This is a genomic window from Bacillus bruguierae (assembly GCF_037104725.1).
Taxonomy (GTDB): domain Bacteria; phylum Bacillota; class Bacilli; order Bacillales; family Bacillaceae_G; genus Bacillus_A; species Bacillus_A bruguierae.
Genome location: NZ_JBAWSX010000002.1, coordinates 480,279 through 498,268, shown reverse-complemented (window position 1 = coordinate 498,268; position 17,990 = coordinate 480,279). Strand labels below are relative to the sequence as shown.

The following is a 17,990-nucleotide window of genomic DNA, read 5'->3' as shown; positions in this document are numbered from 1 at the left end:
TGCAAATGTATATTCTTTCTCTTTCCTTCTTGAATAACTAGAAATACTACTTACCTAGACTAAGGATAAATACGATATATAATGCACTAACATGATTCTTTCTTTTCCCTAGTATAATATTCGGTCCAATCAAACATTTTGTGGGGGTAGTTTTTTGAAATTTATATATTCAATAGAGTCAGAAAAGTCAAAAAATGATATAATGAGAAATATTAACTGTTAAAGGGGAGGATTTTATGTTTTGTATATCTATTTTCATTGAGGTGATTGCATTTCATAACGAGGAGGAATAATCATGAAATTAGAAACGAAAAGACTAAGCATTATACCGTGTACGGAAGAAACAGTTGAGATTGCTATAAATCAGAAATACGATAACGGGCCGCAAATCTCAAATTATTTGAGGAAGTTAAAAGAAGATTCCTCTCTATTATATTGGGGTACTTGGCTTGTTATTCGAAAACCAGATGGTGTTGTCATCGGTGACATAGGTTTTAAGGGAAAACCAGATAAGAATAAAGAAGTAGAAGTTGGGTATGGTTTCCTTGAAAATTATTGGAATAATGGTTATGCAACAGAATCTGTAGGAGCCTTAATTCAATGGGCTTTTGAAACATCAAAAGTTGATAGAATAATAGCTGAAACACTACATGACAATCATGGTTCTATTCGTGTATTAGAAAAACTAAACATGAAAAAAATAGATACTACAGAAACAATGATTAATTGGAAAATAGATAAATTCGCGTGATTTCAAGCTTTATTTTCAGATTATAAGTGAGGATGTAAATGCAACTTTGTATGAAATTTGCTGATACCAACTTTATCGGGGTGGTTAATAGCGAAAAATACAGATCATTTGTAGATTGGGATTGGGAATTGGATATGTTATTACAACATTTGGCTACATTTTATTAAAACATCCTGCTTTGAATTAATAGCAAGTCGTGTATTATGATATAGTTTTTAATGTTTACTCTGTTAAACAAGATCCTAAAAAATGCTAATAGATTAATAATATAACGAAAAAGAGATCAGCAGAAATGCATTCCATCGAAAGAAAGCATTTTCAGCTGGTCTCTCCATTTCATGAAATATCACAAAGTATCTTTTTGTACTACTATACCATTCTTCAGATCAGCTTCCTGTACTAGTAAATGCACTTAATCCATATTTCCAGAAACGATAAGCAATGAAACATAGTATGATAGCAACGAATGGTGTACATAAAGAAACCCATTTATACCCCTTATCGAAGAAAAAGGCTGCTGGATAAAAGGATGTAAAACTGTAAGGAATAATAAACGTTAAAATAAATGCTATAACTTTATTATAAATCGTAATCGGATACCGTGAAAAATCACTTAAACTGAATACTGCTGATACAACAGGGAGGCTATCTGTCATCCAAAAAGAAAAAGTAATAAAAAACAGGTTTAACGCAACAAAGATAAGACCGCTTGATAGAATCATTATGATGAGTATCAGTACATTTCCAAGTGTAATTGCAATATCTAGATTACTAATGGAATAATAAAGAACAATTCCCCCTATTATCAGTTGTCCTAATCCATCTTGTTGAACACGCTCCGCTATAATTTGGAACAACGGGTTAATAGGACGAATAAGCAAACGATCTAAGTTTCCTGTCCGAATGTATTGCCATCCAATCGTCCATAAATTATCAAAGAAAATATGATGGATTGCCCTTCCTGCAAAAGCAATACCGTAGATTAAGAGAATTTGATAAAAATTCCATCCCTTTAAAGTTTCAATATGATCAAATACCACCTTTATGAAAAAGATGGAGGCAAATTGTTGAATGAAGACGGAAGAAATTCCGATTAGAAAGTCTACTTTATACTCCATCATAACTTTTAAGTGTTGCTTAAAATAGACAATGTATAAGAATGAGTATCGTTTAAGAGTATGCAACAATTCACTCACCCCCCAAATATTGTGATTTTTCGGATTGCTAAAGTCCATAAGAATCTGACAAGTGCTGTAATGAAAATTAACCACATGAATTGTGTCGCAATTGCCATATAAGCCTGAGTACCTGATATAGAACCTGTATAAATAGAAACAGGTATATAGACCATAGACTGAAAAGGTAAAAACATACTAATTTCTTGAAACCATTGTGGATAAAGTGATAATGGGACAAGTGCACCGGAACAAAACTGAACAACAGACTCTCGCAGAAGTCGAAGTCCCCATATATTAACAGTCCAAAAAGCTAATATACCGATAATAAGATCTAATTGCGTTCCAATTAAAATACCTAAAACTACACTTACCGAAAATAATAGAAAAGACTCTAATGATTGTGGTAGTTGAATCCCTACAAACCAAATAGCAAACAGTAGCATAGGAAACGTTGTGCGCATAGAGTTAGAAATTTTTTGTCCTATATCCATCGCTACAAGTTTATCTAACAAATGATATGGCTTCATAAGTTCCATTGCTATGTCACCTTGTTTAATCATTCTCGCTAAATTGTTCCCTACTCCAGATACATATTGTTCCAATAACAAAGCAATAACCATATACGTTAGCATATTAGATAGTGAAAGGGCGCCAACAGTCTCTTTGTTCTCGTAAACAGCATTCCAAAAATAATATAACGTACATAATTTAACGATAATCGCAAACGTACCTGCCCAATACCACGCTGCATATGAGGTATCCAGTTTTATCTGCATTTTAAGCATTTCCCAATATTTCCTCAAGGGATTCCTCACCTCCATGCTGATAAAGGTCTTTAATAATCGTCTCCAATTTAGGATTTGAAATAGTCAAGTCTGATATTTTATTGTGCCTTGCGAGCTCTGAAAGCACAAATTCCGATGAAACATACTTTGTATGAAAACTTAACTCTACGTAAGATTCATTTTCTGCTTCATTTTTCTGTATCACGATGTAATTTTGTAATGATACAGGAATCTCAAACTTTGTACGCTCTTCTAATTCTAAAGATAGAATGCGGTTATAAGAAAAACGATCTTTAAGATCTTGTAAGTCCCCATCATAAATAATAGACCCTTTATCAATAATAATAATCCGCTGGCAAAGCGCTTCTATATCCTGCATATCATGAGTAGTTAATACAACTGTTGCATCTAATTTCTTATTCATTTTCTTAATAAAACTACGTATTTTTTCTTTTACATCAATATCTAAACCAATTGTAGGTTCATCTAGAAACACAACAGAAGGTTGATGAAGAAAAGCGGCAGCCAACTCACAACGCATTTTTTGTCCAAGTGATAGTTGACGAACAGGTAATGGCATTAACGTTCCGAGATCTAGTACATCTTCAAATAAATGCAACATTTCCTGATATTTTGTTTCTGGAATTTCATAAACATGTTTTAATAGTTCAAAAGACTCTTGCACCGGTATATCCCAAGCAAGTTGTGTGCGTTGCCCAAAAACAGCTCCAATATTTTTAGCATTTTCTTGTCTATTTTTGTATGGAATAATTCCATTCACCTTAATTTCACCAGTATCTGGAGTTAAAATTCCGCACAACATCTTAATAGTGGTTGATTTTCCAGCACCATTGAATCCGATATACCCAACCATTTCCCCTTTTTCAACAGAAAAAGAAATCGGTTGCACTGCCTGCTTGTCATAATACTTACGTTTTATTAAAGCCTTTATTGCACCTATTAGACCTGGTTCTCGCTCTAAAATCTTATAACTTTTAGTAACATCCTTTACTTCGATCATTTATAAATCTCCTCCTTCCCCTTTTACAAATATGAGCCGTTATACCGTTAGAGTAATTAAATACATTCCTTCCGCCTCTTACACCTGCCTTCTATAAAATAAGGATTAATTGTAAATTATAAGCTAACATCCCCTCCTACGAAAGCGTTTGCATAAATAGAAACTAGTATAATTTTACAGTAGCATTTAAATATTATCAACAAATTTAAGTATGTCATAACAAACCATATACAAAGACATTCTTTTAATTAAACAGAAATAAGCAAATATGAAAAGCAGGAACTTTTTAAACGAAAAGTTCCTGCTTTGTTATATCTATTTATTTTTTTCTTCAGATCAGTAATAAACAAAGTAATAAAACTCATTATTAAGATGACTGAGTAAGTAGCAACATTATGTTTTTCAAAGAGTAGGAGATAAAAAACTCTCCACTGATGGAAGTTTCACTTTATTAACTACTTCTTTGTTTTCCACTCTTAATAATCTTTAGAAATACTCTCTTGGAATTTAACTGAGATACATATAAAAATAAGTTAAGATATATTTTTTATACCTTAACCTATTTATAATAAAATCTCTATTAAACCAGGTTTACATGTCAAAAAGGAAGATGTTATAACCAACTATGAAATTTCTTAATATATAACCGCTTAAGAAATTGAATCAAAACAGCATATCCTGTTAAAATTCCCAACAGCCACGGGAAATAGCTAAGTGGCAGTGGCTGTAAACCTACAGCAACTCCTAGCGGGGAAAACGGAATGTAAATACCAATCCCCATAATGAGTGCTGTTAATAATAGGACTGGCACAGAAGCCGTACTTTGAATAAACGGAATCTTTTGTGTGCGAATCATATGCACAATTAACGTTTGCGTAAGTAATCCTACTACAAACCAACCGGATTGGAACAAGGATTGTTCCGCAACTGTATTAGCGCCAAACACATTCCACATCACAACAAAAGTTGTAATATCAAAAATTGAACTAATAGGACCAATACAAATAATAAAATTACGCAAGTTTGAAGTCTCCCATTTTCTAGGCTGCTCTAAGAACTCCTTGTCCATCTTATCCCATGGAATAGAAAGCTGAGATAAGTCATATAGCAAGTTTTGAATTAATAAGTGAATAGCCAGCATTGGAAGAAATGGAATAAATGCACTCGCTACTAACACGCTAAATACATTTCCAAAGTTAGAACTTGCTGTCATTTTAATGTACTTCAAAATATTCCCGAATGTTGTACGCCCTTCAATAATTCCTTTTTCCAGTACATTCAGACTTTTTTCAAGCAAGATAATATCAGATGATTCTTTCGCAATATCTGTAGCTGTATCAACGGAGATACCTACATCGGCATCACGCAGTGCAACCGCATCATTAATACCGTCACCCATGTAACCTACAGTATGGCCGTTTGCTTGCAATGCTTTAATGACAAGCGACTTTTGCATTGGATTTAATTTCGCAAATACAGTTGTTCTTTCTGCTAATTGTGCTAATTCCTTTTCAGGTAAATGATCAATTTCATAACCAAGTACAGGTTCCCCTATTTCTAATCCTACTTCTTTACATACTTTACGCGTTACAATTTCATTGTCACCAGTTAAAATCTTAACTTGTACACCTTGTTCTTGCAATGTTCGAATTGCATGTGCCGCTGATGATTTGGGAGGATCTAAAAACCCAATATATCCTGCAAAAATCATATCCGATTCGTCTTGAATAGAATAAGCTTTCTCGTTATTAGCTGCTTCAAGCTTATAAGCCACTGCAATTACACGCATACCGTCCTCATTTAATTGTTCACTAAGATGTTTAATTTTGGTCGTTGCTTCTTTCATAAGAGGAAGTATTTCATCATTCATATCCGTGTGTGTACAAATAGATAAAATTTCTTCTACTGCTCCCTTACAAACCATTAAGGTCATATTGCTTGTATCTTTAACAACAACGGACATACGACGCCGAGCAAAGTCAAATGGAATTTCATCTACTTTATGAAATTCCTTCGTATCTAATCGATGTTTCTCTTCTGTATGCTTAATAACAGCTTTATCGATAAGATTTTTTAATCCTGTTTGATAAAAACTATTTAAATAGGCTAGTTGTAATACACTTTTAGATTGGTTTCCTATTGGATCAAGATGACGGACTAATACGACTTTATCTTCAGTCAATGTTCCTGTTTTGTCTGTACAGAGAACATCCATTGCCCCAAGGTTTTGAATCGAATTTAGCTGTTTCACAATTACTTTCTTTTTAGACATCTGGACAGCTCCTCTAGCTAAGTTTGCCGTTACAATCATTGGAAGCATTTCTGGTGTCAATCCTACAGCAATTGCAATCGCAAAGAAGAACGCTTCTTTCCAATCACCTTTTGAAATCCCGTTAATTAAAAATACAACTGGCGTCATGATAAACATAAATTTAATTAAAAGCCAACTTACTTTATTAACTCCTTTATCGAAGCTTGTTTCTGGACGCTTTCCAACTACACTCTTGGCTAATGAACCAAAATAACTATTTGTACCTGTTAATACAACGACAGCCGTTGCAGTTCCACTTACGATATTTGTTCCCATAAAACATAAATTGTCCATTTCAAGTGGGTCATCATTTCTTTTTGTATTAGTACTGGAATTATGGAAATTTTCGTGTTTTTCAACAGGCAAAGCTTCTCCAGTTAGAGCAGATTGGTTTACAAATAAATCTTTAGCTGAAAGGATACGAACATCAGCTGGAACAATATCACCCGCGGAAAGCGTGATAATATCACCAGGTACAAGATCTTCAATAGGAAGTTCTAATAGTTGGTTGTTATTTATATCAACGTTTTTATCTATGTTATTTGTGAATTCTTTTGTTCTTAAAACAGTAGCTGTTGTACGGACCATTGCCTTTAATTTTTCTGCTGCTTGTTGAGAACGAAATTCTTGTAAAAAACGGATGGTAGCACTTAAAACAACCATTACAGTTACAACAACTGTTCCCTTCATATCATCAGTCAAGAAGGATAAAATTCCTAAAGCTAATAATACGAAAATAAATGGATTTTTAAATGCAAGAAGGAATTGAAGATACCATGCTGGTGGCTTTTCATGTACCACCTCATTTCTTCCATGTGTATCCATACGCCTTTCAGCTTCTTTTTCAGAAATTCCGTTTGGAGTTGTTTCTAAAAAAACGAATGCTGATTGAACATCTCTTGTAGCAACTTCCACCAATATTTCATTATTTAGCTTCATCATTTCTTGATGATGAGAAGTTTGTTTGTTTCGTTTTGGTGTACCTTTATTTGTTTGATGGATGTCCATTTGTTTTTTTGTACGTAACATTGGTAGTTTCCTCCTTTATACACGCAGGAGGAAATTCATTGTTTCTCGACTATCTATTTTGTAGAGAGGGAGGAACAAGTCGTTTCCTACCTACATGATGAAATATAAATGTACAACATATGGGTATCGGGCTTGGGTCTCCATGTGACATCGTTCCCCACCTCCTTATCCGAATCAAATTTCTTGAATATATTATGTAAGGTTTGAGAGAAAAGTGTATCATTCCAATAAAAAAGGCCTTTACTCATAGACGAGTAAAGGCCTGAATACACAAACAAACACTAATAAAACCACTAGTTCAAGTAGTCTATAAAAGAAAGCAGACCTTTTTCTAAAAAGGTCTGCTTTTTCATTAAGTTTCGTTCTTGCTTCTCCTTGATTATACAGGCAAGAAATCCGTTATGGTCTAAGTCCATCTAAGGAAGTAGTAACGTTAATATCAACCGCTCCTTCTACTCCATTTACATTCCCGCTTTCTGTATATTGCCAAGCATTCCAGTTTTTCCAATCACTTAATGTAGTTGGAGTAGTAGAGTTATATCTAGAAAGCCAAAGAGGTACATCGCCAAGTCCGGATAAGTTAAAGCCATTTACATACCAAGGTCCTGTATAAATCATAACACGTTTTCCTGTTGTCTGTTGTACGTAATTAATAAAAGTACGTGCCCAATTTGATACATAAGGTCCTGTTATGTTGCCTGTCGGCCCAGATGGTGATTCCAGATCAAGGACAGGCATTAAATCCGTATGGTATCGATTCAATACATCAACAAAATGTTTTGCTTCCACAATCGGGTCATTTGATTCTGGACGAGCAAAATGATATGCTCCAACTAAAAGACCTGCTGCAGATGCATTTTGTACATATTGTGCATAGGTTGGATCTGTATATGAAACACCTTCAGTTGCTTTCATATAAGCAGCATTAATACCAGACTGCTTTACTTGATTCCAATCTATATTTCCTTCCCAGTGTGAAACGTCAATAAATGTATAAGAAGGTTTCAGGGTTGTCGTTACTTTACTATCTTCTGTACCTTGCATATATTCCACTTCAATCCAGTGAACATCTGTCAATCCATTTGCTGCATTTGGGTTATCTTGAATATCCATTCTTAATGCTTTTTCATTGTAACCATGATATCCCCATGCATCTACAACTTTTTTTCCATCTACATATACACGAATTCCATCATCCGCTCCCGTATACAGAAGATACTGTCCAGCTTTCAAACGCTTAGCTGTGACATAGCGTGCTGAGAAATGGGTTCCTGATACACCTGTAGCCGGTGAGCGTTCAAATCCATTATCTTCTTGCAAGCCGCCATTTGCTGCTTGTGAAAGAACCTTAGCTGCAACTGGATATCCAGAAAGAGATTCATTCGGATAGTAATATGCAAGCCAACTACCAAATGGTACTACATCTGAAAACACAGCTGCTTGTCCACCCTCTTGATAATATTGGGTGTGAATACTATGAGAACCTGCTGCTAGGTTTGGTAATAATGCACGATTCGTTTCACCAGCAGCTGCTGACCAGCGATTAATGACTAAATTATTATCAACTGAAACCTTTACGCCATCATCTGCAAACGATTGAACAAAATAATCCCCTCCAGACAGTTGCTTATTCTGAACAAAATCAGCCTGAAACTGTTGAGAAGGAAAACCAGCAGGACCTCCTGATCCCCAGTTATAATGAACTTCACCGTTTTGGTCCAGCTGAGTGTAAGCAAGTTGCGAAGATAGTATATTCGCATCAACCCAGCCTAAAATACGATCGCCTTGCTTAATTTTATTCCAAGTGGTAGAACCTATTGTAGCACTTTGTACAACTTGCACCATTTGGAATTTATAATCATTTGTAGGCGCTACGAACTTCGCTCCATATTCCCCATAAGGTACTGTCCATATACCATCACCGTTCGTTGATGGCTTTATAACTGCTGCTCGATTCTCATCTTTAATATTAGTTAAATCTGTAAGCGCCTTTCCGCTATCAAGCCAGCCTAATATGTTACCGTTTTTCGCTACTTGATACCAAGTAACATTTCCTATTGTTGCAGTCTTTACAACTTGAAGCGTTTGATAAGCATAATCATTTGTACTTTGTACATATTTTGCGCCAGCAAGGCCGTACGGTACTGTCCATATGCCATTGCCATTCGTACTTCCGATAGTAACAGAAAAGTTCGCCGGCTTTGTTATACCTGTATTGTCTAATGCATAACTGCTAATCCAGCCAATAGCTTGACCATTTACACTAAACTTATACCATTGTACACCTTGATATGTAGCGCTCTGGATTAACTGCAGATCTCGCAAAGCATATTGATTGGTAGATCCTAAATAATTTGCACCTGGAAGACCATATGGCATGCTCCATATACCATTGTCATTTGTCGCCCCCATAACGGCCGCTTGATTGATAACTTGTATATTTGTCAAGCTACTTAACACACGACCATCGAGCCAGCCAATGACTTGATTGTTTACGCTAAATTGATACCATGTGACATTTCCAAGCGTTAATTTCTGAATCAACTTTACGTCTTTTCCTACATAATTATTAGCGGAAGCAATATAGCTCGCGCCGTTTAGACCATATGGAACAGACCAAACTCCGTTCCCAGATGTAGAGACGATTAACTGATTCTGATTAACATTCGTTGTAGTATATAGAACTTTACTATCAAACCATCCTCCATCTTTTCCATCTACCTGCACATGATACCAAAGCACACCTCCAGCCTGTACACTACCAATAACATGAATCACCTTACCACTATATTTGGTAACGTCTCCAAGGTAACTAGCTCCTTGTAAACCATATGGTACTGTCCATATACCATTACCATTCATGTTATTTTTAAGCAAGCCATCGAAATTGACTGCTTGTTCATTTGTAACTGTACTAGCTGCCAAAGCAGTGCTTGGATTTCCAACAGTTACTGTCTGGGCACCACAAACCGTAATCGCGGTACACACAGATAGCCAAATTTTTTTCACTTCTAGACACCCTCTCCTTAAATTGTAATAATCTTGTAGCTGAAAGAGGTCTATTTTTATGTAATCTTTTAATATATGTTCTAATAATTAAAATCCCTAACATTTATGTCCCTCTTTACTACTTTTACATATTACTATTTTTATAGAAATTTTAATATAGTATTTTCGACAAGTATTTTGAAATATTTTTAACATACACACTCATCAAAAACCTTTATATGGAAACGTTCATTCGTGTTTTACACAAACGAACGACACCTTCTAATACACATAATTCTATTATTCTAATATACATAATCTATTCCATATATTATGTAATTGTACTTTCTTTAGCGAATATTAATGTATCCCGCTATTTCTAGGTCTTAGTCTCCTACTTTAAAATTTAAGAGAACTTACCCATGGCTCATCCAAGGGCAAGGTAATGAAGAAATAATCTATTCATAGAAACATAAAATAAGAGGCACAGTGAAAGATGATAAAAAAAGGTTGTACTCATTATACTTCCTGACTTCCCAATTGAATGCTTTACTTCTTCTTACATCAAAGCAAGAACATCAATTACAAAGAATAAATAATAAAACCTTCAAAACTTTTAAAAGACCACTACTAAAAATCTCTAGAATCATTAATAAATCTGCTAATGAAGAAATTAAGCGTACAATAACACATTGTAACATCTTTACATTCAATAACACAATAAATTAAAGTATTTCATACTTTAATAGATTCAGAATGAGTATCTTATACCAAGTATTACACTAATTCCTCCTTCTCTATATATAATATTCGAACCGACTAATCTTTTTGTGGGGGTAGTTTTTTGAAATTCTTTCAATAAAATCGAAAAAGCTTCAAAATATATGATTTTGCGAAGATATCTATACAATACACTCCTTTTGTATCTCTTTGCTCCCCTCTTTCCACTGCCAGTTGTACTCACTTTAAACAGAGTAGAAAAATAAGCCTACCTACCGTTATTAACACCTTTATCATTTCATTACTTGAATGCCAAAAGTAATTCGATTATAATCTAATTAGATAAATATGAAAGTAGGTGATTTCTACATGCAATTAAATAAAATTGTTGAGTTTCATAAATCGTTAGGTGATCTTACACGTGTTCGTATTATCGCCTTGCTACAGCAAGGGCATTTGAGTGGACAAGAGATTGCTGGAAAGTTAGGACTTAAGCCACCAACAATTACCCACCATATGACAAAGCTGCGAGATGTTGGACTTATAAAAGAACGCCGTGATAAAAATACTATCTATTTTTCTCTTAACACAAAAATATTGGAGATGAATGCTAAGGCTATTTTTACTGTAGGAACAGGAGGCGATTCAAATATGGAAATGTCAGTTACTGAAAAGGAACGTTCAGCTATTATCAATAATTTCTTCACAAAAGATGGAAAACTAAAAACCTATCCTGCACAACGAAAGAAAAAACTTGTCGTACTTGCACATATGATTAAAGGATTAGAATTTAGAAAAATTTATCAAGAGAAAGAAATGAATGAATATTTAAAGCAATTTCATGAGGATTACGCGACATTAAGGCGTGAACTCATTATGTGCCAATATATGTATCGAGAAAATAATCAATATGAGTTAAACCCTGTTGAGTTATGGTGGTTAAAATAAAGGGCGTTACCTAGCGCCTTATTTTTCAACCATCTAATTAGATGATTATGAAATTAGATATTTATAAAACAAGGGGAATAGCTATGAATATTTCATTTTTAAATGAAGAAAAACAATATCGGCGGTTATTTTTAGCTGGCATTGTAAATGGTATTGGAGATCGATTTAGTTCCGTAGCTGTGCTAGCGATGCTACTCCATTTAACAGGTTCAGGATTTGCTGTGGGAATGACTTTAGCAATTCGTCTCATCCCCTCTTTATTTTTTGGACCAATAGGCGGAATGTTGGCTGATCGATTTTCAAAAAAAACAATATTAGTTGTAACAGACCTTATAAGAATTCTATTTGCCTTGTCCTTTCTATTTGTTCAAAGTAAAGAAGATATTTGGATCGTTTATTTTAGTTCATTTATTTTGGCGGCAGGAGAAGCTATATATGGACCAGCAAGAAAATCAGCAATACCTAGGCTTGTTCATAAAAAACATCTTGTAAAAGTAAATAGTTTAGAACAAGTAATGATAGGGATCGTTTTAATCATTGGAGCACTTTCAGGGGGAGTAGTTTCGTCTATTTTCGGACCTAATGTGACTTATTGGTTAAATGCAGGATCATTTTTAGGGGCTGCCGCCATCAACTATACGATTAAGTTTCCAGAGAGTGAAAATGGAAAAAAAGGAGAGAAGTCAGAAAATCTAATCTTCACCTTCAAAAAGGTAATCTTGATGTCGATTACGGTACAAATTCTTTTTTTCTGTGAGATATTAATTGCTTCAATACATGGAATTGATAATGTTTTAATTAGCGTTTATGCGATTAACGAGTTCCATCTTGGTGATGTAGGTGTAGGTCTTTTTTATGGTGCATTAGGTATTGGCTTAATCTTAAGCTTTTCTGTTGCAAATCAACTACGAAAAAATTTTCTTGTTGCAGGCTTAGTATGTCTATTGCTTGAGGGGATACTTCAGCTGTTATTAAGTCAAACACATTTAGTCGTTTTTGCATTTCTTATCTTTTGCGGGATTGCCTTTATGTCTGGGATTGGCAATGCATGCTTTGATACCATTCTTATGAAAGAAGTTCCTGAACAACACCAAGGAACCATGTTTGGATTATTAGCAACAATCATAAATACCGTATTGGGAATATCTATGTTTATTTCTGGATTGGCATTGCAATACCTTACGCCACGTGCCTTAGGTTTGATTGGAGGTATCGCCTATATTCTTATTGCCATTTCCCTAATTATAACTATTTCAACAAAAGCATATCGAAAAAGAGGTACCATTTGACCAGTACCTCTTTTCCAAGTCCCTTTTATGCCTCTTCATTTGTAGTAAGAAAAAAATGTTGACCCTATCATATTCCTACATTCTTCTTACTACGATTGTCAAAAGTTACTTCTCTTTCGTAAATGTGTTTAGAAAACATTTATTTTTTACAATAATTCCCGCCACTTTTAAACAAACTATATTTAGCATTTCATTTACGTATCTAGAAAGGAGCTACTATGACAGCATACATCGCAGAAATATTTGCGACCGCTTTACTTATTATATTAGGAAACGGCGTTGTCGCAAATGTTCATTTAAAAGGAGCAAAAGGGCATAAAACAGGCTGGATGGTGATTGCTACCGGTTGGGGGTTCGCAGTCGGAATTCCTGCTGTTATATTCGGAGGTATTAGCGGAAATCATATTAATCCTGCTTTTACCATTGGTTTAGCACTTAATGGAAAATTCCCATGGGAGAAAGTGGTTCCTTACATCATTGCACAGCTCATTGGTGCGTTTATTGGCGCTGTTATTGTTTGGTTGATGTATAAACCTTTTATGGATGATACAGAAGACACTATAGAAGTGCTAGGCTGTTTCGGCTCTGTCCCTTCTTACAAAAAAACATATTTTAACGCATTCATAACGGAATTCATTGGTACGTTCATCTTAATTTTTAGTGCATTAGGGATCGTACATTCTCCGCTTATGGGAAAGGAACATCTAACAGCTCATGTAGTTATTGGCTTTTTAGTATGGGGACTCGTTCTTTCAGTAGGAGGTCCAACTGGCCCTGCTCTAAATCCCGCCCGTGACATTATGCCTCGTCTGGCTCACACACTTTTGCCAATTAAGGGAAAAGGAAGCTCACACTGGCACTATGCATGGGTACCTGTTATCGCTCCAATTGCCGCCTCTATTATAGCCGTATACACCTACTTTCATCTATTTAAATAATGAATATTGAACTACCCCCACCTACCGGTGCAGAAGTGCACGCTTGAGGTGGGGGTCTTCTCGCCAGATATGATAAAAAACTTTCGCAAATACAAGTGCGCTTTCTTATTTCCCTTAAAATAATCTACTATTTTCAGTACTCTACTTGTTGGTATGGCAAGGCGGTGTATCTGTAACTTTTGTTTCATACGTTTTATGATGGCCTATATATAAATATATACCTATTATTAATAAAACACTCACTACTATATATGAAAAGATTTTCTTTTTCATTTCATTCTCCTTATTTTATCAATCATGTAACCTACATTAACCAAACCATTTTTTCAAAGTTGGCACTCTCTTTATTACCAGCCAGTCAAGCATCAAAGCCACAAGCAACGAAATACCTAATAGCGGGAACAAGATCCCCAGCATGATAATAAGTATTACTGCTCCTTTCATTAATTTAAAGTTCTTCGGTAAAGAAGGTGCACCTAACGTACCAGATGGCTTACGTTTCCACCACATCATGCAGCCTGTTACAGCAATTCCGATTAATACAAGACAAATTACAAGATCCAATAATTGATTAACTAATCCGAAATAACGCCCTTCATGCAGCGCAATCCCAATAGAAATCGCTTTAGCTAATATTCCATAATCTGCAAATCTCAAATTTGCTAATACCTTTCCGCTGTACTGATCAATATGCAGCGTTGCTTCCCCTTTTGGATTGTCAGGTTTAACGGATAATGTGTACACACCTTTTTCTCCTTTAGGGAATGTAATCGTGTATCCATCTTCTAAATGATTTTTTTCTGCTATTTTCATAATGTCTGCCACTACAAGAGGGGCTGTTTTATTTTCCTTAGATTCTGGAACTGGTAACTTTTCTGCTGCCCAAGGAACATCCGCTACCGCTTTAGATGGAACAGTAGACTGTGGCAAATTACCATCCCATAGTCCTGTCGGGTATCCTGTTTTTGTAGCCGTTGCGATTTTATTAATATAATCTCCCCATAATCCAGACCAAGGAAGTCCTGTCAGTATAAATAGAGAAATGAACAGTGAAAACCAAAACGCTGGAACAGAATGTAAATCCCTTAGCATGATCCTCTTTCCTTTAGAAAACCTTGGAATCAATGTACCAAAAATTGATTTTTTATTGCGCGGCCACCATAAATATAAGCCGGTAATTAACAAAATCATGGCCCAGCAAGCAGCCATTTCTACAATCCGATCTCCTGCCTTACCAATCATCAGCTCGCCGTGCATCCGCTCCACTTGGCTCATAAATTTCTCTTCTTTCTTTAAATCACCTAAGACCTTTCCATTATGTGGATTTATGAATACCGTCATTGGAACTTTCTTATCTACGATTCCTACTTCTGCTGAACGATCTGACACAAAAGATGGCTTGTACTTTGTAACAGAAGCACCAGGATACGCTTTTTTGACTGCTTCTATTTGTTCTTCAGCAGTCAACTTTTCTTTTGTAGCTTGTACATAGTAATAATCTTTGTATATAATATTTTCAATTTGTGGTTTAAATAAATAGATAATACCTGTAATTGCTAATAAGATTACAAAAGGTGCAAAAATAATACCAGCATAAAAATGCCAGCGCCACACAGCTCGATATAAAAATTGTGCTTTTGCACTGTCTACCTGAGCTTCATGATCTTCAGTAGAATGATTTACTGTTTGTTGTTTTGCAAACATATTTCGTTTTCCCCCTAAATGATACTCGTCCTTCCTTATTTATCCCGCTATTTGTGGGCAGTAAGACCCCCACTGACGGGAGTTTCACTTTATAAAAACTTATAAGACTATAATTCTGATTTTTAATATATCGAATATATGTGAACATTTTGTGAGGATTCTTCAAACTTATTTGCAAGATTTCTATATAAATACAAATTAAAAAATCGACATAAAAAAACTCTTTCTTTTTAGGCGTGAGGGAGTATCTAGCCATGCATAGAAGCGGTCAGGGCTTTTTCCTACCACATGCAAGGTTTCAGACAAAAGGAGAAAGCAAGTAGCGGTCATGTTGTATTCTGCATAGCAGCGACTTATATGTCGAAAAGTTAAAATAGATTTATATACGTTCACTTACAATAAGCACGAAAGACCTTACATACACGATCGTACATAAGGTCTTTCTCTCAGCATTATATTTTCGGTAATACCATACCTTTATACAATTGTACTGTTATCCAGTAATATGCAAGATAAATGAAGACAAATAAACTAATTGGCATCCAAATTTTCACATACGGATCAAGTAAAATGAATGAAAATAGATTCATGCCAACTAACACATGAGCAATTCCAACAATCCCAGGAAATAAGAAGATGAAGAATACTTCTTTATAGATGCTGCGAGAGAGCACTCCTTTTCGAACACCAATTTTTCGAAGCATGGCATAGCGGCGTTTATCTCTAGATGCTCCTGTTAAAATTTTAAACATAAGCGAACTAGCCATCATCGCAAGAAAAGAAGCGCCTAGGAAAAATCCCATAAACATTGTACCGCTCATAAAAGTATACATATACTGATACGTCGTCATTTTCGTTTGCATTGGTACTTCTTCCCCGATATTTTTTTGTGCAACTTCTTTTTGTCGTTGATCTATTTTTGTAAGAATCGGTTTATATTTTTGCAAATTATCTACGCGAATTAAAAGGAGTGAGTGCACTGTTCCTTGTAATTTTTCATAATTTTCTTTATCAGCGATGCGAAGCGGCTTTCCGCCAAATTGATTGTAACTAATTTGAAATTCACGAACGAGTGCATCCTCCCATTGCCCAGGCATACTTGGATATTGCTGCGTTTCCCGCTTCTCAAGCGATGTGTATATTGGTTCAGAAAGTCCCTCACTTACACGAACACGGATTGGCTTTTTACTTTTCTTTGCACTTTTGTGCTCCGAAATAAGCGGTGGCTGATTAAGTAAATCGTCACGTAAAAAGTAAACCGCTTCGTTATTTTCTTTATAAGAATATTTCTTTTCTTCTATAATGTTCATTTGCTTTAATTCTTTTATCTCTTCTGCATTTGGATCATGAATCGTCGCATCATACACTCGCGAAAATTCCGTTGTCATTCCAACATTTTTTTGAAACGCCATCCCAGCTGTCATCGCACCAGCACCTAGTGCAATCAACATAGAAACTGTCCCTAATACTCTTGATAAACTATTAATTCGAAAACGTAGCTGTGCAAGTGTAAAGCTATTAAGTCCTGCTTCGTTTCTTTTTTTATTTCTTTTTAACATCGTAACAAATAAAGGCAATAATGAACCAAATATAAAATAAGTTCCAATTGTCGTACAAATTGTTGCAACTATAAGTCCCATTTCCTGCAATTCATTCACATGAATGATCGAGTAATATCCAATGCCTAGCATCAATATTCCAAGCACCGTAAAAACCGTAATACGAAGTTTACTTTTTTCTACCTCATCTTGCGTTTCATCTTCTCGTATAAGCTCTAATTCTGTTTTGCGCAGAAGACGAATGCTATTAATCATCCCTGTCACTGCAAAAAGAACAAAGAAGAAAAGTAACGTTGCAATTAAAGCAGGAATATAAAACGCCTCGTATCCCTTCGCTGATACATCCATACCTTTTATAAGAACCTTCCCTACCGCACTTGCTAATCCAATCCCCACTATATTTCCAATCATTAAAGCAACCATTCCAAGCCCCAATGTTTCGATAAAAAGCAGCTGTGCAACCTTTTTCTTTTTTGCACCAAGCATCATATACATTCCTAATTCTTTTCGACGCAGTGTAAGCAAAAATGAATTTGCATAAAGAATGTAAAATAAGGTAATAAACGAAAGTAACACAGAACCAATCCCAAAGACAATACGAATGCTGCTAATAATACTATTTTCTTTCGTAAATTCAGTATTTAAAGCCATCGTTTGAAACATATAAAAAATACTTATACTAACGATAAGACCAATTAACAAAACAAGATAATCTTTCATCATCTTTCGTATACTATGTATCGATAATTTCAGTAACATGTCCTCATCT

10 protein-coding genes and 2 pseudogenes are annotated in these 17,990 nt (G+C 35.1%); 4 read left to right on the top strand and 8 right to left on the bottom strand.

Features of this window, described 5'->3' with window-relative positions:
• The first annotated feature begins 295 nt into the window (after positions 1-295).
• Complete coding sequence (locus WAZ07_RS06630; protein ID WP_090912146.1) at positions 296-751, top strand: GNAT family N-acetyltransferase; 456 nt, start codon at positions 296-298, stop codon at positions 749-751.
• A gap of 386 nt (positions 752-1,137) precedes the next feature.
• Here the strand turns inward: WAZ07_RS06630 and WAZ07_RS06625 are convergent, their stop codons facing one another.
• The 6 genes and pseudogenes from WAZ07_RS06625 to WAZ07_RS26180 form a co-directional block, all read right to left on the bottom strand.
• Positions 1,138-1,938 carry an ABC transporter permease gene (locus WAZ07_RS06625; RefSeq protein WP_336471792.1) on the bottom strand — a complete coding sequence of 267 codons (801 nt, stop codon included), beginning with the start codon at positions 1,936-1,938 and terminating at the stop codon, positions 1,138-1,140.
• Positions 1,939-1,943: 5 nt separating this feature from the next.
• Positions 1,944-2,705, bottom strand: a complete 762-nt coding sequence (locus WAZ07_RS06620; protein WP_336471791.1) for an ABC transporter permease — start codon at positions 2,703-2,705, stop codon at positions 1,944-1,946.
• A 1-nt stretch (position 2,706) separates the two neighbouring features.
• Entirely contained in the window at positions 2,707-3,735 is a 1,029-nt protein-coding gene (locus WAZ07_RS06615; RefSeq protein WP_336471790.1) for an ABC transporter ATP-binding protein, read from the bottom strand.
• 613 nt (positions 3,736-4,348) lie between these two features.
• Positions 4,349-7,054, bottom strand: coding sequence for a magnesium-translocating P-type ATPase (gene mgtA / locus WAZ07_RS06610; RefSeq protein ID WP_396549802.1), 2,706 nt, complete (start codon positions 7,052-7,054; stop codon positions 4,349-4,351).
• Between the two features lie 426 nt (positions 7,055-7,480).
• Positions 7,481-8,509: pseudogene (locus tag WAZ07_RS26185) on the bottom strand (GH25 family lysozyme); the annotation flags it as partial.
• A 321-nt stretch (positions 8,510-8,830) separates the two neighbouring features.
• Positions 8,831-10,063: pseudogene (locus WAZ07_RS26180) on the bottom strand (GW domain-containing glycosaminoglycan-binding protein); the annotation flags it as partial.
• A gap of 1,089 nt (positions 10,064-11,152) precedes the next feature.
• Between WAZ07_RS26180 and WAZ07_RS06595 the strand changes: the two are divergent.
• From WAZ07_RS06595 to WAZ07_RS06585, 3 genes are all read left to right on the top strand, one after another.
• Positions 11,153-11,731 (top strand): DUF2087 domain-containing protein, encoded by a 579-nt coding sequence (locus WAZ07_RS06595; protein WP_336471788.1) that lies wholly within the window; start codon positions 11,153-11,155, stop codon positions 11,729-11,731.
• An 83-nt stretch (positions 11,732-11,814) separates the two neighbouring features.
• The gene (locus WAZ07_RS06590) at positions 11,815-13,020 is read left to right on the top strand and encodes an MFS transporter (RefSeq protein ID WP_336471787.1); all 1,206 of its coding nucleotides are present in this window, start codon (positions 11,815-11,817) and stop codon (positions 13,018-13,020) included.
• Positions 13,021-13,238: 218 nt separating this feature from the next.
• Positions 13,239-13,958, top strand: coding sequence for an MIP/aquaporin family protein (locus WAZ07_RS06585; RefSeq protein WP_336471786.1), 720 nt, complete (start codon positions 13,239-13,241; stop codon positions 13,956-13,958).
• Positions 13,959-14,267: 309 nt separating this feature from the next.
• On the opposite strand, the gene WAZ07_RS06580 is transcribed toward WAZ07_RS06585, so the two are convergent.
• Together WAZ07_RS06580 and WAZ07_RS06575 are read right to left on the bottom strand one after the other, a co-directional pair.
• Positions 14,268-15,662 (bottom strand): PepSY-associated TM helix domain-containing protein, encoded by a 1,395-nt coding sequence (locus WAZ07_RS06580; protein WP_336471785.1) that lies wholly within the window; start codon positions 15,660-15,662, stop codon positions 14,268-14,270.
• Between the two features lie 452 nt (positions 15,663-16,114).
• The gene (locus WAZ07_RS06575; protein ID WP_336471784.1) at positions 16,115-17,980 is read right to left on the bottom strand and encodes an ABC transporter permease; all 1,866 of its coding nucleotides are present in this window, start codon (positions 17,978-17,980) and stop codon (positions 16,115-16,117) included.
• Positions 17,981-17,990 lie beyond the last annotated feature (10 nt).